Below are 21,647 nucleotides of genomic sequence, written 5' to 3' on the forward strand. Positions count from 1 at the left end.
GATTGTCTTTGCGTCGGACGTCAGACGTCGGACGTCAGACGCTTTTACTTAGCTTCCATCAGCTCGATGAAATGATCGAACAGCGGCGCGCAGTCACGCGGCCCCGGGCTCGCTTCCGGGTGCCCCTGGAAGCTGAAGGCCGGCACATCGGTGCGCTCGATGCCCTGCAAGGTGCCGTCAAACAGTGACACATGGGTCACTTTCAGGTTGTCCGGCAAGGTATCGATATCCACCGCAAAACCGTGGTTCTGGCTGGTAATCATCACCGTGTCATCCGCCAGGGTTTTCACCGGGTGGTTGGCGCCGTGGTGGCCCGTGGCCATTTTCATGGACTTGGCGCCACTGGCCAGCGCCAGCAATTGATGGCCCAGGCAGATACCGAACACCGGCAGACCGGTGGCAACGATCTCCTGAATCGCGGCAATGGCATAGTCGCAAGGCTCCGGGTCACCGGGGCCGTTGGACAGGAAGACACCGTCCGGCTTCATGGCCAACACCTCGGACGCGGGCGTCTGGGCCGGCACCACGGTGAGCTTGCAGCCGCGCTCGGCCAGCATGCGCAGGATGTTGCGCTTGACGCCGTAGTCGTAGGCCACCACATGGAAGCGGGTCTCGCCCTGCTCGGTGTGACCTTTCTCAAGATCCCAGGTGGACTCGGTCCAGGTGTAGGACTCGGCAACACTCACTTCCTTCGCCAGGTCCATGCCTTTCAGGCCGGGGAACCCCTTGGCCGCCGCCAGCGCCTGTGCTTCATCCACATTGTCGCCGGCCAGAATGCAACCATTCTGGGCACCCTTGTCACGCAGAATGCGCGTCAGGCGGCGAGTGTCGATATCGGCGATGGCAACAATGTTGCGCTCACGCAGGTAGTCCGGAAGAGTTTGCTCACTACGCCAGTTGCTCACTGTCATGGCCAGATCACGAATCACCAGGCCCGAGGCCCAGATTCGGGAGGACTCTTCGTCCTCGGCAGTGACGCCAGTGTTACCAATATGCGGATAGGTAAGGGTTACAATCTGCTTGGCATAGGAAGGATCCGTCAGGATCTCCTGATAGCCAGTCATGGCGGTGTTAAACACCACCTCACCCACGGTTTCACCCGTGGCACCGATTGCAACACCCCGAAAGATGCTTCCGTCTTCAAGAGCGAGAATGGCGGGAACCGTCAACGCAACCTCCAGGCTGATAGGGAATAGGGAGATCTGCGGCGGGTGCGCTCGCAAAAAAGCGAGATGGATTCCTCCACCTCGCTTTTTTCTGAATTCTTCATTCGGCGCCCCGCACGCCCATCACGGGCTGCGCGCTATTTTAGGGCTTTGTGGCCCCGCTGTCACGCGGCAATCCCGCTGATAGACCAGTGGCGGGCCTGGCAGGCGGCTAGGCCTTGCCCCAACCGGCGCTTTCCCCGGCCAAGCCGAGCACGTCCTGCATGTCGAACAGGCCCTTGTCATGGCCGCCAAGCCAGGCGGCTGCCCGCACCGCACCACGGCCGAACGACATACGGCTGGAGGCCTTGTGGGTAATTTCCACCCGCTCACCTTCCGCCGCGAACATCACTGTGTGGTCACCGACAATGTCGCCGGCACGAATGGTCTCGAAGCCGATGGTGTGACGCTCGCGCTCGCCGGTGCGGCCTTCACGGCCATACACGGCACACGCGTTCAGGTCACGCCCCAGGGTCTGGGCGACCACTTCACCCATGCGCAACGCCGTGCCTGACGGCGCATCGATCTTGTGCCGGTGATGGGCTTCAATCACTTCGATATCCACTTCATCGCCCATGATCCGGGCCGCAGTTTCCAGAAGCTTGAAGCACAGATTCACCCCGATGGAATAATTCGGCGCAAAACAGATGGCGATATCGTCACTGGCAGCGCGCAGGGCCGCTGTCTGGGTGTCATCCAGCCCGGTAGTGCCGATCACCAGTTTGGTGCCCGCCGCCCGGCAGACCTCAAGGTTTTTAACCGTGGCTTCCGGCACGGTGAAGTCGATGAACACATCCGCATCGTTCACCACCTTGCTCAAGTCATCCGCCAGCAACACACCACTGCTGCCCTGGCCCACCAGCTCACCGGCATCCGCACCGATCAGGCTGGAGCCGGGCACATCCACCGCCGCCGCCAGGGTGGTATCAGGATTGGCCAGCGTCGCCTCGATCAGAATACGGCCCATGCGACCGGCGGCGCCGATAATACCTACTTTCATGGTGTCTCCTTGATTAAAAGCGGGACGGCGAACGCCAGAGGCCTCAGACCTCTGGCGTTCGGCATCAAGCGGCTTATTCTACCAGAAAGGGCGGCAGGGTCACCGCGTAGAGATTGACGTTTTCCTTGAGCATGTACTTGCGCCGCTTTCGGTCAAAGCGCTTGAAGCTCATGCCACTATCGCGCCAGGCAAGCACCTCCTTGAGCCGCTTGCGGGCATAGGCGCGGTCGAGCCACTCCATGGAAAACCCCGCAGGCAACTGCGCCGCCAACTGCAACTGGGTCAATGCCGGCTCCAGCGCCTCTGCCTGATAGGTATAAAGCAGGCTGTTAGCATATTCATAGCGGACAATCGCCAGATCCTTTTCTTGCCTGAGCGCAGTCTCGAACGGCTGGATGGCGTCATTGCTGTCCGCCGCCAGCGTCAGCTTGCCCGCCGTTTTGCCCACCCGGCGCAGCACATTGGCTTCAAACGCCGCACTCAATGACAACGCCAACGGGTGATCCGGCGCCACCGCCAACATTTCCGTGGCCGCATTGATCACCATGGCGGCGTAATTGCGTTGCAAGGTGGCCGGCACGGACTCATCTTCTGCCAGCCGCGCCACCGCATAACCAAACCCCAGCCGCATCATGCAGTAATCCGCCGTGAGCGCCTTGTCGCCAGGCAACACCACCATCTTCTCGCCGAACCAGGCCATGTCATTGATGGCCTCCTGCAATAGCTGCTGCTTCTGCTCGTGGGTGGGCGCCAGATAGGTGGCATACACAATCTGCGCCACCACCGCCGGCACCCGGGCATAGCCTCCGTAGCGACGCCCAAGATCCCGGGCCTGACGGAAATCGCCACGAAAGAAGGCCTGCCAAGCCTCCAGCACATTGCGGCTATGCTGCTCCCAGTCGTCATCCTGATAGCGCAGATCCCGATACAAATCCGGGAAGCGCTGATAGCGAGCTTGCAAGTAGTCGGCGGAGGGGTACGGCAAGCGCAAGCCACGCATAAACTGATCCCAGTTAGCGCGAATTTCTTCCACCGTGAAGGTATAAGGGGCCGGATCGAAAGGCGCAGGCTGCCAGTCGGCATTCAATACCGGCAGGTTCGGCACCAGCGGCGCCTTCTGGGAAAAGGTAGCGCGGACGCGCTCATAGGCCTGATCCACCGGTGCGCACACCGCAAAGACGGGTGCACAGCACAACAACGCCCCCAGCACACACGCCAGCCGCCGTGAATTCATAATTACCTCTGATTATTGTTGTTTTTATGCACAATATCGCAAGGCTGTTCACAGCGGCAATGAACCTGATCAAATTCCATACTATTGGCTGAGGGCCGCCATGCGCGGCACACAACCACAAAAAAGCCCGACATGAGAATCATGCCGGGCTTTTTCCTATCGGAGCAGAAGCGCTTACTTGGTATCGAAGAACCGCTTAACACCCTCGAACCAGCTGCTCTTACGCGGGTTGTGGCGGTTACCGCCACTTTCCAGGGACTCCTGGAATTTGCGCAACAACTCTTTCTGCTCGCCGGACAGCTTCACCGGCGTCTCGATGACCACCTTGCAAAGCAAGTCGCCCGGTGCACCGCCACGAACCGGCGCCACACCCTTGCCACGCAGGCGGAAGACTTTTCCGCTCTGGGTTTCTGCCGGCACTTTCAGCTTCACCTTGCCATTCAGGGTGGGCACATCCAGCTCACCACCGAGCGAGGCATCGACAAAACTGATCGGCACTTCGCAGAACAGGTTGTCACCATCGCGCTGGAAGATGTCGTGCTCACGCACGGCGACCTGCACATACAAGTCACCGGACGGCGCGCCGTGCATGCCGGCTTCACCTTCACCCGCCAGACGAATGCGGTCGCCGGTATCCACGCCCGCCGGAATTTTCACCGACAGGGTCTTGGTGTTCTGCACCCGGCCCTGGCCACCGCAGTTGCCACAGGGATCCTTGATGATCTTGCCTTCACCCTTACAGGTAGGACACGCCTGCTGCACGGTAAAGAAACCCTGCTGCATCCGTACCTGGCCGACGCCACCACAGGTGGTACACGTTACCGGCTGACTGCCCTCTTTCGCGCCAGAGCCATGACAGACATCACAGCTATCCCAGGTGGGGATACGGATTTTTTCATCGCAGCCGCGCACGGCCTGTTCCAGGGTCAGCTCCAGCGTATAGCGCAGGTCTGCACCACGGGCAGGGCCACGGCGTCCACCGCCACCACCACCGAAGATGTCGCCGAAAATATCGCCAAAGATGTCACCAAAGCCACCGCCGCCGAAGCCGCCGCCAGCACCGGCGCCACCCTGACCGTTAACGCCGGCATGGCCGAACTGGTCATAGGCCGCGCGCTTCTGCTCATCGGCCAGCACTTCGTAGGCTTCTTTCGCTTCCTTGAATTTGGCCAAGGCCTCTTCATCATCCGGATTACGGTCCGGATGGTATTTCATCGCCAGGCGACGATAAGCCTTCTTCAAATCCTGCGCGCTGGCATCCTTCGCCGCACCCAGCACTTCGTAATAATCACGTTTAGACATAGATAAGCCTTTGGCTTAGCCAGACGCCGAACGCCGGAGGCCAAACGCACAACCTTGAAAGGCAACTGCGTTCAGCATCCGGCGTCGGGCGTCAGGCGTTACTTACTTCTTCTTGTCGTCGTCGACTTCTTCGAACTCGGCATCGACCACGTCATCGCCTGCCTGCTGCTGGCCGCCTTCGGCGCCGGCAGCACCTTCAGCCTGCTGGGCCTGTTCGGCGTACATCTTCTCGGCCAGCGGTGCGGACACTTCGGACAACGCCTTGATCTTGGCTTCGATGTCGTCCTTGTCGCTACCTTTGGCGGCTTCTTCCAACTCATCCACGGCCTTGGTGATGGACTCTTTCTCTTCGTCGGTGGCCTTGTCGCCGGCTTCCTCGAGAGTCTTGCGAGTCGCATGCACCAGGTGATCCGCCTGGTTGCGGGTTTGCACCAGCTCTTCGAACTTCTTGTCTTCGTCCGCGTGGGCTTCGGCATCCGCCACCATTTGATCGATCTCTTCATCGGACAGACCGGAAGAGGCCTTGATCTGGATGGTCTGCTCTTTGCCGGTGGCCTTGTCTTTCGCGCCCACGTGCAGAATACCGTTGGCGTCGATGTCGAAGGTCACTTCGATCTGCGGCATGCCGCGCGGTGCCGGCGGAATGTCTTCCAGGTTGAACTGACCCAGCGACTTGTTCTGCGCCGCCTGCTTACGCTCGCCCTGCAGCACATGTACCGTCACGGCAGTCTGGTTATCGTCCGCGGTGGAGAACACCTGCGACGCATTGGTCGGGATAGTGGTGTTCTTCTCGATCAGCGGAGTCATCACGCCGCCCATGGTTTCAATACCCAGGGTCAGCGGGGTCACGTCCAGCAACAGCACGTCGGTCACGTCACCGCTCAGTACCGCCCCCTGAATCGCTGCACCCATGGCAACCGCTTCATCCGGGTTCACGTCCTTGCGCGGCTCTTTGCCGAAGAACTCGGTAACGCTCTTCTGCACCATCGGCATACGGGTCTGACCGCCCACCAGAATCACGTCGGTGATATCGGCCGTCTTTACGCCCGCATCAGCCAGTGCGGTTTTGCACGGCTCCAGTGAACGGCTCACCAGGTCACCCACCAGGGATTCCAGCTTGGCGCGGGTCACTTTCACCACCAGGTGCTTGGGACCGGTGCTGTCTGCAGTGATGTACGGCAGGTTCACTTCGGTCTGCTCGGCAGAGGACAGCTCAATCTTGGCTTTCTCGGCCGCTTCTTTCAGGCGCTGCATGGCCAGCGGATCACCGCCCAGATCGATGCCGGAGTCCGCCTTGAACTGATCCGCCAGGAAGTTGATCAGCGCCAGGTCGAAATCCTCACCACCCAGGAAGGTGTCGCCGTTGGTGGCCAGCACTTCAAACTGGTGCTCGCCATCCACTTCGGCGATTTCGATGATGGAAATATCGAAAGTACCGCCACCCAGGTCGTAGACCGCGATGGTGCGATCGCCGCCTTTCTTGTCCAGGCCATAGGCCAGGGCCGCTGCAGTGGGCTCGTTGATAATACGCTTCACGTCCAGACCGGCGATGCGACCGGCATCCTTGGTGGCCTGACGCTGGGAATCGTTGAAGTAAGCCGGCACGGTGATAACAGCCTCGGTGACAGATTCACCCAGGTAATCTTCCGCGGTCTTCTTCATTTTCTTCAGCACTTGCGCAGAGATCTGCGGCGGCGCCATCTGCTCGCCTTTCACTTCCACCCAGGCATCACCGTTGTCAGCCTTGGTGATCTTGTAGGGCACCATCTTGATGTCCTTCTGAACCACCTTGTCGTCGAAACGGCGGCCGATCAGACGCTTCACCGCGTACAGGGTGTTTTCCGGGTTGGTCACCGCCTGACGCTTGGCAGACTGACCGACCAGGGTTTCCTTGTCGTCGGTGTAGGCGATGATGGACGGCGTAGTGCGCGCGCCTTCTGCGTTTTCAATAACCTTGGTCTTGTCACCTTCCAGCACGGCCACACAGCTGTTGGTCGTACCCAGGTCGATACCGATAATCTTACCCATAGTCGTTCTATCTCCTTCACACCAGCCGGGACCCTGTCGGCGCCCCAGGCAGTTGAATTGTTAATTCGTCTGGCTCCTATATGGCGGTCATGCTCGCCGTTTCAAGGGGCCGAATCGCTTTTTCCCACACCCAATCAGGGGGCTTTACTGACCACCACTCGCGCCGGGCGAATCAGGCGGCCGTTGAGCTGATAGCCCTTCTCCAGCACCTCGATCACGGTATTGGGGTCCACATTGGGGACCGGCACCATGGTCATGGCCTCATGCAATTCCGGGTTGAACGGCTCGTCCGCAGGGCTGATCTGCTCCAGGTTGTAACGGGCAAACGCATCCAGCAGGGACTTGAGGGTCAGCTCGATGCCCTCACGGGCCCCTTTCAGCGCCTCGTCCTCGGCATCCAGCGCCGCCAGACCGCGCTCCAGGTTGTCCGCCACGCTCAACAGATCACCGGCGAACTTCTCCAGGGCGAATTTGCGGGCATGCTGCACATCCCGCTCGGCACGCTTGCGCACGTTCTGCACTTCCGCCTGGGCACGGATATCCGCCTCAGCCAGCGCCTTCTTGACCCTGGCCAGCTCGGCATCTGCCTCAGCCAGCTTCTCTTCAACGGTAGGTTCTGCCTGCTCGCTCTCGGCTTCAGCGGCGGCGGCAGCCTGTTGCTCTTCCACCGTTTCTACCTGCGGCTCGGCATTGTTCTGGTCTTTTTCCTGGTCACTCATTCATCACTCCACATCCCTATCCGGGCTTTTATCAGGAAAGCGGGCAAAGATATGGGAACTATTGGTGGGGATTCAAGGGGGAAGGGGCAGTTGACAGTGGATAGTGGTCAGTTGGCAGCGCTGCGGGATACCCCGGTCAGCTTCTGAGACGCAAAAGGCCGCGCCCACAAGCCTGGGCGCGGCCTCATACGTTCCAAAATCGACAACCTCACCCGCGCAGCTGTTAACTATCCACTATCAACGAAATTAAAGCTGGGTCAGCGCTGCCGAGAGGATCTTGGCGGTAATATCCACGGTGGGAATCACCTTTTCATAGTCCATGCGGGTGGGGCCAACCACGGCGAGCACCCCCATCGGGCCGTTATCCGCCTGGTAGGGTGCAGAAATCAGCGAATAATCCTCGAAGGGCTGGAAGCCGGATTCACGGCCGATAAAGATCTGCACCCCGTCGGCCTTCATGGACCGCTCCAGCAAATGCAGGATATCGCGCTTGTGGTTGAAGGCGTCGAACAGGTTGCGCAGCTGCCCCAGGTTTTCCGCCTCGGCAGACTGGATCAGGTTGGATTCCCCGGAAACCACATAATCGGAATCGGGCCGCTCGGTGCGCAGGGCCTTGTCCGCCACCGCCACCGCCGTCTGCATCAGGGCATCCATCTGCTGGCGGTCGGCGTTCATGGTATCCAGCAAACCATCGCAAATGCTGTTCAGGTCGCAGCCCGCATAGGTGTGATTGATATAGTTGGCCGCCTGGCGCAACTCCACCTCATCGTAGTCCCGATCGGTATGGATGATGCGGTTCTGCACCTCGGAGCGGTTAACCACCAGCACCACCAGCACCCGCTTGCCCGACAACGGCAAAAACTCCACCTGCCGCAATGTGGACACATCCCGACGCGGCACTGCCACCAGCCCGGCCATGCGCGTCAGCTCAGCCAGGGTTTTCGACGCCTGGGCAATCAACTCCTGGGAGGACTGCTCCGGCGCCAGCAGCTGCCGCAGCTCCTTCTTCAAGTGTCGGTGGTCCGGGCGCTCCATGACACTGGTCGCCAATAGCGAATCCACATAAAGGCGGTACCCCAGCTCTGTGGGGATGCGCCCCGCCGAGGTGTGCGGGCTGCTCAGCACCCCCAACTCCTCCAGCTCAGACATGATATTGCGCACCGTAGCCGGGCTCACGGTCAGGCCGCTGCCACTGGCCAGCGTCTTCGAGCCCACCGGCTGGCCATCGCGGATATGCCGCTCCACCAGCGTCATCAGCAGTCGTTGTTTACGTTCGTTAAGATCCAGCTTTGCCATGGGGGTATATGTACCAGAAAATCGCCCCTCTATTATATAGAGAACCGCAGCCGGGTTTCATTGGGCAGAGGGCTTACACTCTGCGCGCGAATCCCCTACCATTAACAATACTGACCATAAGAACAGTCATCATAACAAGGACGTCATCATGACCGACGAAAACCCGAACAACCCCTACCAGGCCCCGGGCAGCACCACCCGGCGCCCGGCCAGGCCCGACAGCCCGGAACTGGCCAGCCGCCTGTACCGTTTTCTTGGCTCCATCATTGATGGGCTGGTACAGCTACTGGTCATCGGCCCGATCATCTACTTCACCGGCATCTGGGACGCCCTGATGCAAGGCAGCGGCGACATCAACCTGACCACCAGCATTGGCCTGTTCATCGCCGGGGAACTGATCTTCCTCGCCCTGCAGGGCTGGCTGCTGTTCAACCGCCAGCAAACCATTGGCAAGGCGATTCTCAACATGCGCATCGTCGGCATGGAGCAGGACAGCGTGCCCGCAGGCAAGCTCTACGGCCTGCGCTACCTTGTTTTTCACGTGCTCGCCCAGCTGCCCGGCGTCAATCTGATCATGATTGCCGACCCGCTGCTGATTTTCCGGTCTGACCGCCGCTGCCTGCACGACCACCTTGCCGGCACCCGGGTCATCCAGACCCAGAGCACCACCGCTTAACCCCGATTTCGCCTGTTCCGGAGGAGCACCATGCTGACACACCTGAGCGTTCGTCATTTTGCCACCGTTGACCAGCTGGAGCTGGAGCCCGAAAACGGGCTCACCGTCATCAGCGGCGAAACCGGGGCAGGCAAATCCGTCATCATCGACGCCCTTGGGCTCACCCTCGGGGATCGCGCCGATTCATCCATCGTTCGCCACGGGCACGACCGCGCCGAGGTGTTGGCCACCTTTGACGTGAGCAACAATCTCGCCGCCCGCCAATGGCTGGCCGAGCGCGAACTGGACGATGAAGAGCAGTGCCTGCTGCGCCGCACCGTGCGCGCCGACGGCCGCTCCCGGGCCTATGTGAACGGCACCCCCACGCCGCTGGCGGAAGTCCGCGAGCTGGGCGAGCGCCTGATCAGCATTCACAGCCAGCACGAACACCAGGCGCTACTGAAAAAAGACGCCCACCGGCAACTGCTGGACAACTTCGCCGATGCCCGCGACCTGGCCAACAGCGTGCGCGAGCACTGGCGCCACTGGCAAAAAGCCCGCCGTGCCCACGACGAGGCCCTCAACCAGGCCCGCGAACAGAACGAGAAAGAAGAGCTGCTGCGCTTTCAGCTGGAAGAGTTGGACGCTCTCTCACTGCAAGACGGCGAACTGGAGCAACTGGAACAGGAACAGCAACGGCTGGGCAACGCAGAAAGCCTGATCCGCGTCTGCCAGCAATCATTGAGCGCGCTTTATGAAGGCGAGGACGGCACCTGCAACGACCACCTCAGCCAGGTCAGCCACTGGCTGGATGACGCCCGCAACAACGACGACGGCCTGGGCAGCATTGCCGACACCGTGGAATCCGCCCGCCTGCAAGTGGAAGCCGCCGCCGACGATCTGCGCCATTATCTGGAAAAACTGGACCTGGACCCGGCGCGCCTGAGCCAGGTGGAAGAGCGCCTGAGCCAGTGTTACACCCTGGCCCGCAAACATCGCGTTCGCCCGGAAGAACTGGTAGAGCATCACCGCAGCCTGCTGGCCGAGTCCGACGCGCTGGGCAATGTGGACGCCCACCTGCACGCCCTGGCCGAGCAGGAAACGTCGGCCCAGCAGCACTATATGGACAGCGCACGCAAACTCAGCAAGGCGCGTCGTAGCGCCGCCAAGGCCCTCAGCCAGCAAGTACAGAAACAACTCACCGCCCTGGGCATGAAAGCGGCCCAGCTGGATGCGAGCCCCAGCGAATGCAGCCCCACACTCGACGGCCTGGAAGAGGTGGAGTTCCTGTTCTCCGCCAACCCCGGCCAGCCGCTCAAACCGCTGGGCAAGGTGGCATCCGGGGGCGAGCTGTCGCGGGTCAGCCTGGCCATTCAGGTGATCTGTGCACGCAACCTGACCGTGCCAAGCCTGGTATTCGATGAAGTGGATGTGGGCGTGGGCGGCGGCGTCGCCGAGATCGTCGGCCGGTTACTGCGCGAGCTGGGCCAGCACGCCCAGGTGCTGTGCATTACCCACCAGCCACAAGTCGCCAGCCAGGGGCACCAGCACTGGCAGGTACACAAGATTCAGGGAGACGACACCACCCACACCCGCATTCAGGGGCTGGACGAGACCGCAAGGGTGGAAGAGCTGGCGCGCATGCTGGGTGGCGTGGAAATCACCGAATCCACCCGCAATCACGCCAAAGAGATGCTGAGCAAAGCCCAGGCAGCCTGACAAGAAACGCAGCATGCTTCACGCAACAGGCACCACGCCCGTGTGCGGCATGAAGCGTGCTGCGCGAGGCGCTACTACTTCTTCTTCGGCTTGACGTACAACACCAGCGAGTGATCCACGATTTCGTAACCGTGCTCCTCGGCAATGGCGTGCTGGCGCTTCTCGATCACGTCATCCATGAATTCCACCACCTGGCCGGTTTCCATGCACACCATGTGGTCGTGATGGTCTTCATCGGCCAGCTCGAAAACGGCTGAGCCCCCTTCGAAATTGTGGCGCAGCACCATGCCAGCCTGCTCGAACTGGGTCAGCACGCGATACACCGTGGCCAGCCCCACGTCTTCGCCGGAGTCCATCAATGACTTGTAGATGTCTTCCGCGCTCAGATGGCGCTCTTCGGACTTCTCCAGTTGCTGCAGGATTTTCACCCGCGGCAGGGTCACTTTAAGGCCCGCTTTTCTGAGATCCTGATTATCCAATGCGTATGCTCCATCTGCCAATCAATGGCGGTTTTAAAAAAGGCGGAAAATCTGTACCACCGGAGGCACCAAGGCGAACTCCTCGCCCGGTGAACTGTCCATGAAGAGGACCAGACTACCAGACGGGAGTTTGTCATGGGTTCCCAAGTCTGTATTATCGCCCGAACACTTAGCGAAGTCGAAAATCATGCCCCGGATTCTAGTTTCACTGACACTGATATCACTTCTGGCCACCGCCGGCTGCAGCACCCTGCGATTCCCCGGCGTCTACCGCATTGATATCCCACAAGGCAACTTCGTCACCGAAGATATGCTCAGCGAGCTGCAGCCCGGCATGTCACCGGAGCAAGTGCGCTATGTTCTCGGCGCACCGACTCTGGTCGACCCGTTTACCCCGGACCTGTGGATCTACCCAATGACTTACCGGCCCGGCAAGGGCGAGAACGTCAGCCAGAGCATCACCGTGTACTTTGAAAACGGCACCTACAGCCGCTACGAAGGTGAAGTCATCGACGACTTCAAGGCCAAGACCTCCGGACGCAATGATCTGGAATTGCAGCGCAAAGCCGCTGACCGCAAGGATGAGGCCGAATAAGCGAGCGCCCCCCCCTTGCTGACTGGCCACGCTACAAAAGAGCCTCTCAGCCCTTGTCTGCAGAGGCTTTTTCTTTTGCTCGTTTCTTGCGATTAAGCTTCGGGTCCGCCGTCAACGGGCGGTAGATCTCCACCCGCTCGCCCGCCTTGAGTATATGCCCCGCCGGGTTCGCCACCACCTTGCCGAACACCCCCATGGGCGCCTTGCCCAGCTCCAGGCCGGCAAATTGCTCGTCGATACCCGATAACCGGGCCGCCTCCAGCATGGTGGTCCCCTCTGGCACATCCAGGCCTATCAAACGCTGCTTTTCCGGCAACGCATAGGTCACTTCCACGTGAATCATGGCATCACTCATTGTGCTGGCTCCAGCGGCGCCGACGGCACCTCACCGTCTTCAGCATCATCCGCGGGCTCTGCCACTGGCGCAGGGATCTCGGCCCCGGCCGCCTCGCCCGGCGCTTCAGAGGCCGCCGGCGCAACCGGTTCCGGTTCCTTCACCGGGGCAGCCTCATCGGCAGGCGCCACGGCACTCCAGATGGAATACACAAACAAGGCGACCACCGCCGCCGGAGAGAAAATCCGCACCAGCGCGCGCCACACCAGGTACAGCTTGAAGTTCTTGATCCCCAGCTCCTTGCGCGCATGGGTTTCCTTCATCACCCAACCCGCAAAGATGGCAATCAGCAAGCCACCCAGCGGCAACATCACCGTGGTGGACAGGAATTCCATGTTGTCGAAGAAGGTGCCCGCCAGGAACGTATTGTCCTGCCAAAGGTTAAAAGACAGCACCGAACCGATGCCCAGCACCCAGGCACCCAGCCCCACCACGGTAGCGGCCAGCCCCCGGGACAGACCGCGCTCCACCAGCCACGCCACCACCGGCTCCCCCAAACTGATGGACGAGCTCCAGGCCGCAGAGACGACCAGAATGAAGAACAGGGAACCGAACAACATGCCGCCCGGCATCTGACCAAACGCCAGCGGCAGCGTTACGAACATCATGCCCGGCCCCTGGCCTACCTGCAGATCATTGGAGAAGATCAGCGGGAACATGGCCACACCGGAACCCAGCGCCACCAGCGTATCCAGCAGCGCAATAATGATCACCGTGGACATGATCGACACCGGCTTGGGCTTGCCCCCCTTCTTGCCGACGGCCTCCCGGGGCATATACGCCCCATAGGCCATGATCGCGCCCATGCCCAGGCTCAGGGTAAAGAAGGCCTGCCCCACGGCAGTAATCACCACCTTGCCATTGAGCTTGGAGAAATCCGGCTCAAACAGGAACAAAAGCCCCTCCTTGAAACCCGGCGTGGTGGCGGCATAGCCCACCAGCACCAGCAGCAGCACGAACAGCAGCGGCATGAGGATCTCAACAGCCTTCTCCAGCCCCCCTTTCACACCACGGCCCACCACCACCATGGTCAGCACCATAAACAGGGTGTGGCAGCCCATCATCAACCAGGGATCTGCCAGCAACGCATCAAACCGTGCCCCGGATTGCGCCGCCGTAATCCCCTGAAAACCACCGGCCACCGCCTCCCAGGCATAATAAAGAGCCCAGCTGGCGACCACGGAATAAAAGGAGAGGATCAGGAATGCCGACAGCACCCCCATATGCCCAATCCCCGCCCAGCGCTGTGTCACCTTGCTCTCACCGGCAAGCTTGCGCATGGTGTTGATCGGGCTCAGGCCACCCTTGCGGCCCAGCATCACCTCTGCAGCCATGATGGGAATCCCCACCACCGCAATACACAGCAGATACAGCAGCACAAAGGCACCGCCACCGTTTTCCCCGGTGATATACGGAAAGCGCCAGATGTTACCCAGCCCCACTGCCGACCCGGTTGCCGCCAGAATAAACACCCAGCGGCTGCCCCATACCCCATGGACCGACTTGTTTTCTTGCTTCATAACACCATTACCCTTGTTCGCGTGGCGGTATTGTCTTTTTTTTGGCAGGGCGGCTCAAGTGACCGCCAGTAACAGCACAAAGATGGTAAGCAGTCACTCACCCGGCACCGGCCACAGCAGACAAACCGCTATCAGCCACTCACCCCTTGCTCTATAATCGCCGCCCTATGGGAAAAGCCAACAAGAAAGCCAAAGCACCGTCGGCCACCATTGCGCAAAACCGCAAGGCACGCCACGAATATCATCTGGAAGAGCACTTCGAAGCCGGCCTGGTATTGGAAGGCTGGGAAGTGAAGTCCCTGCGTGCCGGCAAAGGCAACCTGACAGAAGCCTACGTCTTGCTGAAAAACGGCGAGGCCTTCCTGTTCGGTGCCCGTTTCGAGCCCCTCAACACCGCCAGCACCCACGTTAACCCGGACCCGACACGCACGCGCAAACTGCTGCTGCACCGTCGTGAGCTGGGGCGGGTATTTGGCGGCGTACAGAAAGACGGCTTCACCTGCGTACCGGTGAGCCTGTACTGGAAGAAAGGGTTCGCCAAGTGCGACATCGCACTGGCCAAAGGCAAGCAGAAATTCGACAAGCGCGCCACAGAGAAAGAGCGCGACTGGAATCGCCAGAAGCAGCGCATACTGCGGCAGAGATGACGCCGTAAAGAGGTGTCACGCCCTGCCGCCGGGCACTGTCTCAGGCTGTCTTGATTACGCCGTGTGGCGGGTATTTACGTCCTGTGCACGGCTATCGCCACGCAGCTGCCAATACAATTGCAGCCAGGCGCGAAGCACCGCAGGCAGGAAGTAAACGGCGAACAGAATCACCGGAATCCGTGCTTCCGGGGTCGCCATATTCACCAGGTAAATCCCTGCTGCATACGCAGCCAGCGCAAATACCAATTGCAACGCTCTGTAGAGCAGCGGCTGAGCCTTCAAAGGCGACAGTGCCTTCTCGGAAACTTGCCCTGCTGACCGAAAGATCGTGTTCATCATCCTTCTCCTTCAATGAACGACAATGCTTTGATCAGCGGCCTTCTTGATACATCAATCTCAAGGCTCGCTGTAAAGCCATTGTGTGGTACACAATATTTGAGCCAGATGCCCTTGGGTCGCTTATGGCTACCCGTTCACCTTTTGCTCAACCTCACCACTGGCCGATGTAACTTTGCCGTGGAGACACCGCTATAGTGCGCCCGAAAAATGACAGCACAAGCTTATTGAGTCGGATTGTCGGACAACAAATGTGTATTCAGGTAACACTTTTCACATTCCGGTTACAAACTGAACAATCTTCATGTCGCCTGCCACCAAGGCATGGTCAATTCCGCCACCTCCGAACAACCCGCACGCGCACACATTGAAATCGACTTCCCCACCCCCATCCCTTAGAATGAAGCCATCACAGGGGCCGACCTGGATTCGACGCCGGTACTGAACTCTGTGGTGCATGCCGAGAAGGTCACGAGTCTCGTAAATCATTTGTGGCACATTAAAGTAATCGCAAACGACGATTCTTACGCACTAGCAGCTTAAACCCTGCTTATCGCCAATCGACCCTGCCTGTGGGGAAGAGCGGCGAGCATCGCAACACAGGCTCGCAGCAAAGTCCGCCCCGGATGGCGCTGTTAAAACTCTTAGGGGCTCGGCTTTCACGTCCTGCCAGTTGGGCTGTGAAGGCTTAAATCAATAAACATGGCTAAGCATGTAGACCTGCAGATGGATTGCTGACGGACGCGGGTTCGATTCCCGCCGGCTCCACCAAACAGCAAGTAACAAAAAGGGCCACCCCGATGGGGTGGCCCTTTTTTTATGCCGCTTCGCGGCTGCAACACGCTTCACGCAACATGCAGCACGCAAAGCTCAAACGCGGATTTACCACAGAGGGCACAGAGTTCACCGAGGGTGGATCTTGCTGTAGGAGCCCCACTGGAGGGGCGAACAAAACCCAAAATCAAAAAAACCTTCGTTCAGCAAGCTGAATCTCCCACCTGGCATCGATTTCACCCAGGGCGGAGTAAAGTGCTGGACTCGCGCATTCTCGCAAACCCGCGATGAATCTTGTTTGTGCCGCGCGGCTTAAGCCTGAAGCCAATGATATTATCGTAGGGCGGAAATCGGCGGCAGCCGATCTCCGCCATTGATCCTGCACCTCGCATATTTTGTACGACACCACCAATTACATTAAATTGGCCATACACACCAATAAATGAGCAAAGCATGGACAGACAACACGTCCTCAACATACTGGCCAACAGTAAATCCGAGCTAGCGATACGCTTCGGCGTTACAGAACTCGCGCTATTCGGCTCCACAGCACGCGGCACAGCCACAAAAAGCAGTGACGTTGACGTCCTTGTCGCTTTTGATGGCCCCGCAACGTCCAGTCGCTATTTCGGTGTTCAGTTTTACCTGGAAGACAGACTTGGCTGTCCAGTGGACCTGGTCACCAGCAAAGCCCTCCGCGCTGAACTTTGCCCTTACATTGAGCAGGAGCGGGTCAATGTCTGAACCAGCCAAAAGGGAGTGGAGGTTTTACTTAAAACGACATGACAGACTTTGCTTCGAAAGTGCTGTCCTATACAGAGGGCATGGAGCAAGATGAATTCGTGGGAAGTGCACTGACCTACGATGCCACCCTCCGCAACCTGGAACTTATCGGCGAAGCAGCAACACATATTCCTGACGAGATACGAGTCTCTCACCCGGAAATCCCATGGCGAATGATCATCGCGACGCGTAATCGACTGATTCATGGCTACCTTGGCATTGATAACGATACGCTGTGGAGCATTATTCGAGACGACATCCCCGAACTACTGAGCAAGCTTGAGGCTTTCGCATCAGGAGATTAATGCAAGAACCCCAGAGCCAAACAGGTTCCTGGTTCATGAATCATCACCAAGAAGGCCTCGCCACGGGTCGTCAGAGACTCGCCTTTCGTCCTCACCCCAACTCTGCGCAACTATCTCTTCTTCCTCCCCGCTCCCAAGCAGCGCCTGAACCGCCGCCAGCTTCTCTTTTGGCACCAGCACCAACTCGCTGTTCAGCCCCTTGGCAATCAACGCCAGCGTATCCAGCCGGGGATTGCCCTTCGACTCAAGACGCTGGTACTGCTGCCGGGAAACCCCCACCCGCAACATCATGTCACTCTGCTTGAGCCCCAGCGCGAGACGGCGATTCTTCAACTGTTCCAAGAGAGAACGGATCATTGTAAACACACAAGTTGCCTTTTATTAATAAGAAACACATTAGTTTCCTGCAGCCAAGAAAGCAACGTATATGTTTCATTTTTAGAATAATCCGCACCGTCACCCCAGAGGCAACTGATAAGTTGCCCCAATCCAGAAAGGGCCGCGCCAATAACAGCGTCGCGCACGCGACAAGACCTGCCAGCCGGGCCATATGGGCTTACGTCAATAGATCTGGCCAAGCATGTAGACCTGCAGATGGATTGCTGACGGACGCGGGTTCGATTCCCGCCTGCCCACCAAACTGCACCACGAAAAAGGGCCACCCTGATGGGGTGGCCCTTTTTTGTTTTGTGCCGTGCGGCGTAGGCCTGAACCAATGATCGGGGTCCGAAAATGCCTCCAGGAACCCCTCCGCCATTAATGAATCCAGACGCCAACCTTTGAACGCCACCAGCAATTCCATTAGATTGACCGTACCCCCTCGCCCCATGGACAAAGAGCGCGCCAATGTCTGATTCAGAAATCCTTCAGGCTGCTTTCAAGCAAGCTCGCCAACTTCAGGCCTTATACGGGGACGCCATCCCTTGGGCAGCGATAGAAAAGGGCTTTTATTACAAAGGGAAGAAGGTCCTCTTTGCCAGCAAAGCAATTGGCATTTTCAAGCCAGCCGCCATGTCAAAGGGGCTTATCAGCATTAAAACGGTCATACCCAAAACTGGGCGCTTCAATATCTACAATGACCATCAATCTAGTGAAGACTATTATCATTACTCGCTGCAAGAAGGTGGCGCACACCAACACAACAACCGTTACCTTTGGGAAGCCCAGACCCTTAACCAGCCATTCATATACTTTCACGGCGTGTCCCCTGGCTACTACAGCGCTCTTTTCCCTTGCTTTGTTTCTGAAATCTTCGACCGCGGAGAGAAAGATTCCTACTGCAATGTTTCTGTAAGCGCGGAACTTGATAATTTATTACCACCACTAATTGATGGTCATTATGCCATTCCCAATAGTTTCGAGCGCCGATACGCCATAAGGGAATCAAGAACCAGACTTCATCAATCCTCATTCAGGCAAGCTGTGCTGTCTGCCTATCAGAATAAATGCGCGATGACAGGACTCCCAACTCCGCGCCTTCTAGACGCTGCCCACATCATCCCTGACACAGAAGAAAACGGAGTCGCCGCTGTTCAGAACGGTATTGCTTTAAGCAAGCTCCACCACACTGCATATGACAGGCACCTAATCGGAATAGATAGTGACTTCAAGATCCATGTGAGTGACGAAGTAATGGCTGAAACTGACGGCCCCCTTCTTGAAGAAAGCATCAAAGCCCTTAACGGAAGAAAGCTTATCGTCCCCTCACAAAAGGCACTTCACCCAAACAAAGATCACCTCGCAGCACGCTTTGAAGAATTCTTAAAGGCCAATTAATATAATCATCATAGATGACAGGAAGACGTCTTACCGGTTTCGACAATTGCTTCTATCTCATGCAAGCCCAAATCATCTCCAGCCTCATCATGATCCTAAAAATAAGCCGTAGGCCAGCCTAGATCTTCTGGTCGAAAATGCAGCACATCTGGCCAAATTCGAAGATCTGCAAACCGCTCACCAAGCATGCCTTCCACATCCTCTGGTTTATCAGCGTCAACCACCTTCACTACGACGGATTCATATCGTTTGTAGTTGCTGGCGTCCCGGTAAAGGTAACTCACTTCAAAATTCATAGTCGCTCCTCGTGCCACCTTTTTAACGACCCTTTATCGCCCAAACAATCCACCGAAATACCTGGACGCAACTCTGCCTTTGACCTGCATGACCCTGCCCATCTAATCTAAAACCAACGCCCCCTGACGGATAACAATAATGAAGCTCGCCACCCTCACTCCTCCATTGGAAGACCTGAAAGCCTCCTCCGACGACATTCTGTTGGTCGCCCTGATCAGTAATGACGGCTTGCCGGTGGTTCACTTTGGCGAGGGGCTGGATTATGACGAGCAGAACGCGCTGTTCTTTGAGATGAAGAAGGCCTGCGACCGGGTGTTGATCGGCTTGAAGCTGGGCTTGAGTGAAGAGGTGTTTATTCGCTGCCATCTTGGCTGCATTAGCATCTGGCCGGTGAACGATATGGTGTTTGCCTGCCTGGCCAAGCCAACCACTAACTCCCAGCGCATGCAGATGCTGGCATGGAAAACGGTTTCCCGGTTGAGGGGACTGGTTTAGTCGACGGTATCTTCACGACCAGTTCTCATTTTCCCTTCTTGCCTTTAAACGCGGCGCTTACAGGCCGCTGAACCCCTTTCAAAACAACAAAAAACTACACCCTGCCCATGGAGAGATACACGGCGTTTCCCTAGCGTTCTGAAACTAACGTACTGGAGGGAACGCAATGCCACGATCGACATTCAAGGCCGCCGTGTTGGCCGCCGTTCTGGGGGGCAGCGTGCTGTCACCCGCCTGGGCCGCCGACGATAACACTACCCCCGCCATGGGGGAGATCATCCAAAACCAATACATTGTGACCCTGGCACCGAATATCACCGAGCAACTGGGCCTCAGCAGCCTGACCACAGCTATTCAAACGCTGCTGGCCGGTATCGGTGGGGGCGAGGTGCTTTATACCTATGACCATGCTTTGCTGGGCATGACCGTAAGATTGACCAACCTGCAGGCATCATTGCTTGGCATCCTGCCTGGCGTCATCTCGGTGGAACCGGACCGCATGGTGACCACCGTTGCCGTGCAGAGTAACGCCACCTGGGGCCTGGACCGGGTCGATCAACCGGCCCTGCCGCTGGATAGCAGTTTTCAGTATCCAGACAACGGCGGGCGTGATGTGAACATCTATGTGGTGGATACCGGCGTGCGCACCACACACCAGGAATTTACCGGTCGGGTGTTGCCCGGTCGCAATTTCGTGAGCTCCGGGGGTTTCCTGTTTGGTGGCAGCGTTAACCCTGACGACTATGAAGATTGCAACGGCCACGGCACCCATGTAGCAGGCACCGCTGCCGGCAGCACTTATGGTGTGGCGAAACAGGCCAACGTGGTGCCGGTACGGGTACTGAACTGCTACGGCAGCGGCAGCACCTCTGCGGTTATCGCCGGTATCGACTGGGTGGCCGGTAATCACCAGAAGCCCGCCGTGGCCAACCTCTCGCTGGGCGGCTTTACCTCCACCGCACTGGATACCGCCGTCGCCAACGCCGTCGATGCTGGCGTGACCATGGTGGTGGCGGCAGGTAACGATAACGCCAATGCCTGTAATGGCTCGCCTAACCGGGTGCCAGAAGCCCTGACGGTCGGTGCGACTACCCGCCAGGACCAACGCTCCTCCTTTTCCAACTTCGGCGCCTGCGTGGATCTGTTTGCACCGGGTAGTGACATCACCTCGGCCTGGTATCAATCCGATACCCAGACCGCCAGCCTGAATGGCACCTCTATGGCAGCGCCACATGCCGCCGGTGCGGCCGCCTTGTATCTGGGTGCCAACCCCAGTGCCACTCCCGGCGCCGTCAATGTGGCACTGGTGGACGACACCGTCACCGGCGCCATCAGCAATGCGGGCAACCAGTCGCCCAACCGTTTACTGCAGATCACTCAGCGGGACGGCTCCGGGATTGACCGCCTGCCGACAGCAGCCTTCACCGCGGATTGCGCGGGCACGGTTTGTGAGCTGGATGCCAGCGGCTCCAGCGATGATGTGGCCGTAGCGGCCTGGGACTGGACCCTGGGGGACGGCAATGTGGCCAGTGGCGAACAGATCACTCACGACTACGGAGTGGATGGCGAATTCACCGTGACCCTGACAGTCACCGACACCGCCAACCAGACCGGCAGTACCGACCAGACCGTAAGCGTGGGAACAGAAACCTCCCCCTGCCCGGGCTGCACCCGCTATGAAGGCCAGCTAAACAACGGTGGCTCTGCGATCCTGCCGCCCAACGGTTTCAACTTCTCCGGCGGGCAGATTGATGCCTGGTTGTATAGCCCGGCGGGCGCCAGCTTCACCATTACCCTGCAAGCACAAAGCTGCTTCCTGTTCTTCTGCGGCTGGAACAACGTGACCACTGCCAGCCCACAGGGCGGCGTCGCCGAGATTCACTCCAATGTGAACAGCGGTTACTACCGCTGGCAGGTACAGGCCCAGAGTGGTGCCGGTGCCTATACGCTACTCACCAATCCGTAAGTTTTTCTGCCTACGGTTTCGCCGGCGTCAACCTCCTGGTGCGCCGGCTTTTTTGTACCTGATAAAGAGGAGCATCATGCTTCACACTGCAAGCAACGCGGCGAAAACAGCCCGTGATCACC

Annotated in this window: 22 protein-coding genes and 1 other RNA gene; 10 read left to right on the forward strand and 13 right to left on the reverse strand. The window is 58.6% G+C overall.

From position 1 onward, the window contains the following. Positions 1-44: 44 nt before the first annotated feature. From carA to hrcA, 7 genes are all read right to left on the reverse strand, one after another. Positions 45-1,169: a glutamine-hydrolyzing carbamoyl-phosphate synthase small subunit gene (gene carA, locus COA55_RS05695; protein WP_290500976.1), complete on the reverse strand. Its 1,125-nt coding sequence runs from the start codon at positions 1,167-1,169 to the stop codon at positions 45-47. 208 nt (positions 1,170-1,377) lie between these two features. After that, positions 1,378-2,205: a 4-hydroxy-tetrahydrodipicolinate reductase gene (dapB, locus tag COA55_RS05700; RefSeq protein WP_290500977.1), complete on the reverse strand. Its 828-nt coding sequence runs from the start codon at positions 2,203-2,205 to the stop codon at positions 1,378-1,380. Positions 2,206-2,278: 73 nt separating this feature from the next. Further along, the gene (locus COA55_RS05705) at positions 2,279-3,439 is read right to left on the reverse strand and encodes a hypothetical protein (RefSeq protein WP_290500978.1); all 1,161 of its coding nucleotides are present in this window, start codon (positions 3,437-3,439) and stop codon (positions 2,279-2,281) included. A gap of 174 nt (positions 3,440-3,613) precedes the next feature. Next, positions 3,614-4,741 carry a molecular chaperone DnaJ gene (gene dnaJ / locus COA55_RS05710; RefSeq protein ID WP_063521194.1) on the reverse strand — a complete coding sequence of 376 codons (1,128 nt, stop codon included), beginning with the start codon at positions 4,739-4,741 and terminating at the stop codon, positions 3,614-3,616. Between the two features lie 102 nt (positions 4,742-4,843). Then, a complete protein-coding gene (dnaK, locus tag COA55_RS05715) occupies positions 4,844-6,769 on the reverse strand; it encodes a molecular chaperone DnaK (protein ID WP_063521406.1) in 1,926 nt (641 codons plus the stop codon). Positions 6,770-6,903: 134 nt separating this feature from the next. Next, positions 6,904-7,488, reverse strand: a complete 585-nt coding sequence (gene grpE, locus COA55_RS05720) for a nucleotide exchange factor GrpE (protein WP_063520966.1) — start codon at positions 7,486-7,488, stop codon at positions 6,904-6,906. Between the two features lie 246 nt (positions 7,489-7,734). Next, positions 7,735-8,784 carry a heat-inducible transcriptional repressor HrcA gene (gene hrcA / locus COA55_RS05725; protein WP_063538203.1) on the reverse strand — a complete coding sequence of 350 codons (1,050 nt, stop codon included), beginning with the start codon at positions 8,782-8,784 and terminating at the stop codon, positions 7,735-7,737. Positions 8,785-8,932: 148 nt separating this feature from the next. Here hrcA and COA55_RS05730 point away from each other — a divergent pair, with 148 nt between their 5' ends. After that, positions 8,933-9,460, forward strand: a complete 528-nt coding sequence (locus COA55_RS05730; protein ID WP_290500980.1) for an RDD family protein — start codon at positions 8,933-8,935, stop codon at positions 9,458-9,460. Between the two features lie 30 nt (positions 9,461-9,490). Next, positions 9,491-11,158: a DNA repair protein RecN gene (recN, locus tag COA55_RS05735; RefSeq protein WP_290500981.1), complete on the forward strand. Its 1,668-nt coding sequence runs from the start codon at positions 9,491-9,493 to the stop codon at positions 11,156-11,158. Between the two features lie 74 nt (positions 11,159-11,232). On the opposite strand, the gene fur is transcribed toward recN, so the two are convergent. Then, complete coding sequence (gene fur, locus COA55_RS05740) at positions 11,233-11,637, reverse strand: ferric iron uptake transcriptional regulator (RefSeq protein ID WP_007149572.1); 405 nt, start codon at positions 11,635-11,637, stop codon at positions 11,233-11,235. A 187-nt stretch (positions 11,638-11,824) separates the two neighbouring features. On the opposite strand from fur, the gene COA55_RS05745 reads away from it, so the two are divergent. After that, the gene (locus COA55_RS05745; RefSeq protein ID WP_290500982.1) at positions 11,825-12,232 is read left to right on the forward strand and encodes an outer membrane protein assembly factor BamE; all 408 of its coding nucleotides are present in this window, start codon (positions 11,825-11,827) and stop codon (positions 12,230-12,232) included. Between the two features lie 46 nt (positions 12,233-12,278). Here COA55_RS05745 and COA55_RS05750 read toward each other — a convergent pair whose 3' ends face one another. Continuing rightward, positions 12,279-12,587: an RnfH family protein gene (locus tag COA55_RS05750; RefSeq protein ID WP_290500984.1), complete on the reverse strand. Its 309-nt coding sequence runs from the start codon at positions 12,585-12,587 to the stop codon at positions 12,279-12,281. After that, positions 12,584-14,146: a sodium-dependent transporter gene (locus COA55_RS05755; RefSeq protein WP_290500985.1), complete on the reverse strand. Its 1,563-nt coding sequence runs from the start codon at positions 14,144-14,146 to the stop codon at positions 12,584-12,586. Before COA55_RS05755 ends, COA55_RS05750 begins: the two co-directional genes overlap by 4 nt. A gap of 167 nt (positions 14,147-14,313) precedes the next feature. Here COA55_RS05755 and smpB point away from each other — a divergent pair, with 167 nt between their 5' ends. Beyond that, positions 14,314-14,793 (forward strand): SsrA-binding protein SmpB, encoded by a 480-nt coding sequence (gene smpB, locus COA55_RS05760; RefSeq protein WP_063521317.1) that lies wholly within the window; start codon positions 14,314-14,316, stop codon positions 14,791-14,793. 54 nt (positions 14,794-14,847) lie between these two features. Here the strand turns inward: smpB and COA55_RS05765 are convergent, their stop codons facing one another. Next, on the reverse strand, positions 14,848-15,132 hold the full coding sequence (locus COA55_RS05765; protein ID WP_063521316.1) for a hypothetical protein: 285 nt from the start codon (positions 15,130-15,132) through the stop codon (positions 14,848-14,850). A gap of 411 nt (positions 15,133-15,543) precedes the next feature. Between COA55_RS05765 and ssrA the strand changes: the two genes are divergently transcribed. From ssrA to COA55_RS05780, 3 genes are all read left to right on the forward strand, one after another. Further along, positions 15,544-15,900, forward strand: a transfer-messenger RNA (tmRNA) gene (gene ssrA / locus COA55_RS05770). 456 nt (positions 15,901-16,356) lie between these two features. Beyond that, entirely contained in the window at positions 16,357-16,647 is a 291-nt protein-coding gene (locus tag COA55_RS05775; protein ID WP_290500986.1) for a nucleotidyltransferase family protein, read from the forward strand. 38 nt (positions 16,648-16,685) lie between these two features. After that, positions 16,686-16,991 (forward strand): DUF86 domain-containing protein, encoded by a 306-nt coding sequence (locus COA55_RS05780; protein ID WP_290500987.1) that lies wholly within the window; start codon positions 16,686-16,688, stop codon positions 16,989-16,991. A 33-nt stretch (positions 16,992-17,024) separates the two neighbouring features. Here the strand turns inward: COA55_RS05780 and COA55_RS05785 are convergent, their stop codons facing one another. Beyond that, the gene (locus COA55_RS05785) at positions 17,025-17,348 is read right to left on the reverse strand and encodes a helix-turn-helix transcriptional regulator (protein WP_290501023.1); all 324 of its coding nucleotides are present in this window, start codon (positions 17,346-17,348) and stop codon (positions 17,025-17,027) included. A 489-nt stretch (positions 17,349-17,837) separates the two neighbouring features. Between COA55_RS05785 and COA55_RS05790 the strand changes: the two genes are divergently transcribed. Further along, positions 17,838-18,767, forward strand: a complete 930-nt coding sequence (locus COA55_RS05790) for an HNH endonuclease (protein WP_290500988.1) — start codon at positions 17,838-17,840, stop codon at positions 18,765-18,767. A gap of 95 nt (positions 18,768-18,862) precedes the next feature. On the opposite strand, the gene COA55_RS05795 is transcribed toward COA55_RS05790, so the two are convergent. Next, on the reverse strand, positions 18,863-19,063 hold the full coding sequence (locus COA55_RS05795) for a hypothetical protein (protein ID WP_290500989.1): 201 nt from the start codon (positions 19,061-19,063) through the stop codon (positions 18,863-18,865). Between the two features lie 139 nt (positions 19,064-19,202). On the opposite strand from COA55_RS05795, the gene COA55_RS05800 reads away from it, so the two are divergent. Together COA55_RS05800 and COA55_RS05805 are read left to right on the forward strand one after the other, a co-directional pair. Then, positions 19,203-19,559, forward strand: a complete 357-nt coding sequence (locus COA55_RS05800) for a roadblock/LC7 domain-containing protein (protein WP_290500990.1) — start codon at positions 19,203-19,205, stop codon at positions 19,557-19,559. Positions 19,560-19,725: 166 nt separating this feature from the next. Beyond that, on the forward strand, positions 19,726-21,525 hold the full coding sequence (locus tag COA55_RS05805; protein ID WP_290500991.1) for a S8 family serine peptidase: 1,800 nt from the start codon (positions 19,726-19,728) through the stop codon (positions 21,523-21,525). Positions 21,526-21,647 lie beyond the last annotated feature (122 nt).

It is taken from the genome of Alcanivorax sp. (assembly GCF_002733835.1).
Taxonomy (GTDB): domain Bacteria; phylum Pseudomonadota; class Gammaproteobacteria; order Pseudomonadales; family Alcanivoracaceae; genus Alcanivorax.

Coding starts and splice junctions, on each gene's coding strand:
- dnaK (WP_063521406.1), bottom strand. CDS start 6,769: ATGGGTAAGATTATCGGTATCGACCTGGGTACGACCAACAGCTGTGTG.
- COA55_RS05705 (WP_290500978.1), bottom strand. CDS start 3,439: ATGAATTCACGGCGGCTGGCGTGTGTGCTGGGGGCGTTGTTGTGCTGT.
- COA55_RS05805 (WP_290500991.1), top strand. CDS start 19,726: ATGCCACGATCGACATTCAAGGCCGCCGTGTTGGCCGCCGTTCTGGGG.
- COA55_RS05730 (WP_290500980.1), top strand. CDS start 8,933: ATGACCGACGAAAACCCGAACAACCCCTACCAGGCCCCGGGCAGCACC.
- COA55_RS05765 (WP_063521316.1), bottom strand. CDS start 15,132: ATGATGAACACGATCTTTCGGTCAGCAGGGCAAGTTTCCGAGAAGGCA.
- dnaJ (WP_063521194.1), bottom strand. CDS start 4,741: ATGTCTAAACGTGATTATTACGAAGTGCTGGGTGCGGCGAAGGATGCC.
- COA55_RS05755 (WP_290500985.1), bottom strand. CDS start 14,146: ATGAAGCAAGAAAACAAGTCGGTCCATGGGGTATGGGGCAGCCGCTGG.
- COA55_RS05780 (WP_290500987.1), top strand. CDS start 16,686: ATGACAGACTTTGCTTCGAAAGTGCTGTCCTATACAGAGGGCATGGAG.
- COA55_RS05775 (WP_290500986.1), top strand. CDS start 16,357: ATGGACAGACAACACGTCCTCAACATACTGGCCAACAGTAAATCCGAG.
- COA55_RS05785 (WP_290501023.1), bottom strand. CDS start 17,348: ATGATCCGTTCTCTCTTGGAACAGTTGAAGAATCGCCGTCTCGCGCTG.
- dapB (WP_290500977.1), bottom strand. CDS start 2,205: ATGAAAGTAGGTATTATCGGCGCCGCCGGTCGCATGGGCCGTATTCTG.
- COA55_RS05795 (WP_290500989.1), bottom strand. CDS start 19,063: ATGAATTTTGAAGTGAGTTACCTTTACCGGGACGCCAGCAACTACAAA.
- grpE (WP_063520966.1), bottom strand. CDS start 7,488: ATGAGTGACCAGGAAAAAGACCAGAACAATGCCGAGCCGCAGGTAGAA.
- COA55_RS05800 (WP_290500990.1), top strand. CDS start 19,203: ATGAAGCTCGCCACCCTCACTCCTCCATTGGAAGACCTGAAAGCCTCC.
- smpB (WP_063521317.1), top strand. CDS start 14,314: ATGGGAAAAGCCAACAAGAAAGCCAAAGCACCGTCGGCCACCATTGCG.
- COA55_RS05790 (WP_290500988.1), top strand. CDS start 17,838: ATGTCTGATTCAGAAATCCTTCAGGCTGCTTTCAAGCAAGCTCGCCAA.
- COA55_RS05750 (WP_290500984.1), bottom strand. CDS start 12,587: ATGAGTGATGCCATGATTCACGTGGAAGTGACCTATGCGTTGCCGGAA.
- hrcA (WP_063538203.1), bottom strand. CDS start 8,784: ATGGCAAAGCTGGATCTTAACGAACGTAAACAACGACTGCTGATGACG.
- recN (WP_290500981.1), top strand. CDS start 9,491: ATGCTGACACACCTGAGCGTTCGTCATTTTGCCACCGTTGACCAGCTG.
- COA55_RS05745 (WP_290500982.1), top strand. CDS start 11,825: ATGCCCCGGATTCTAGTTTCACTGACACTGATATCACTTCTGGCCACC.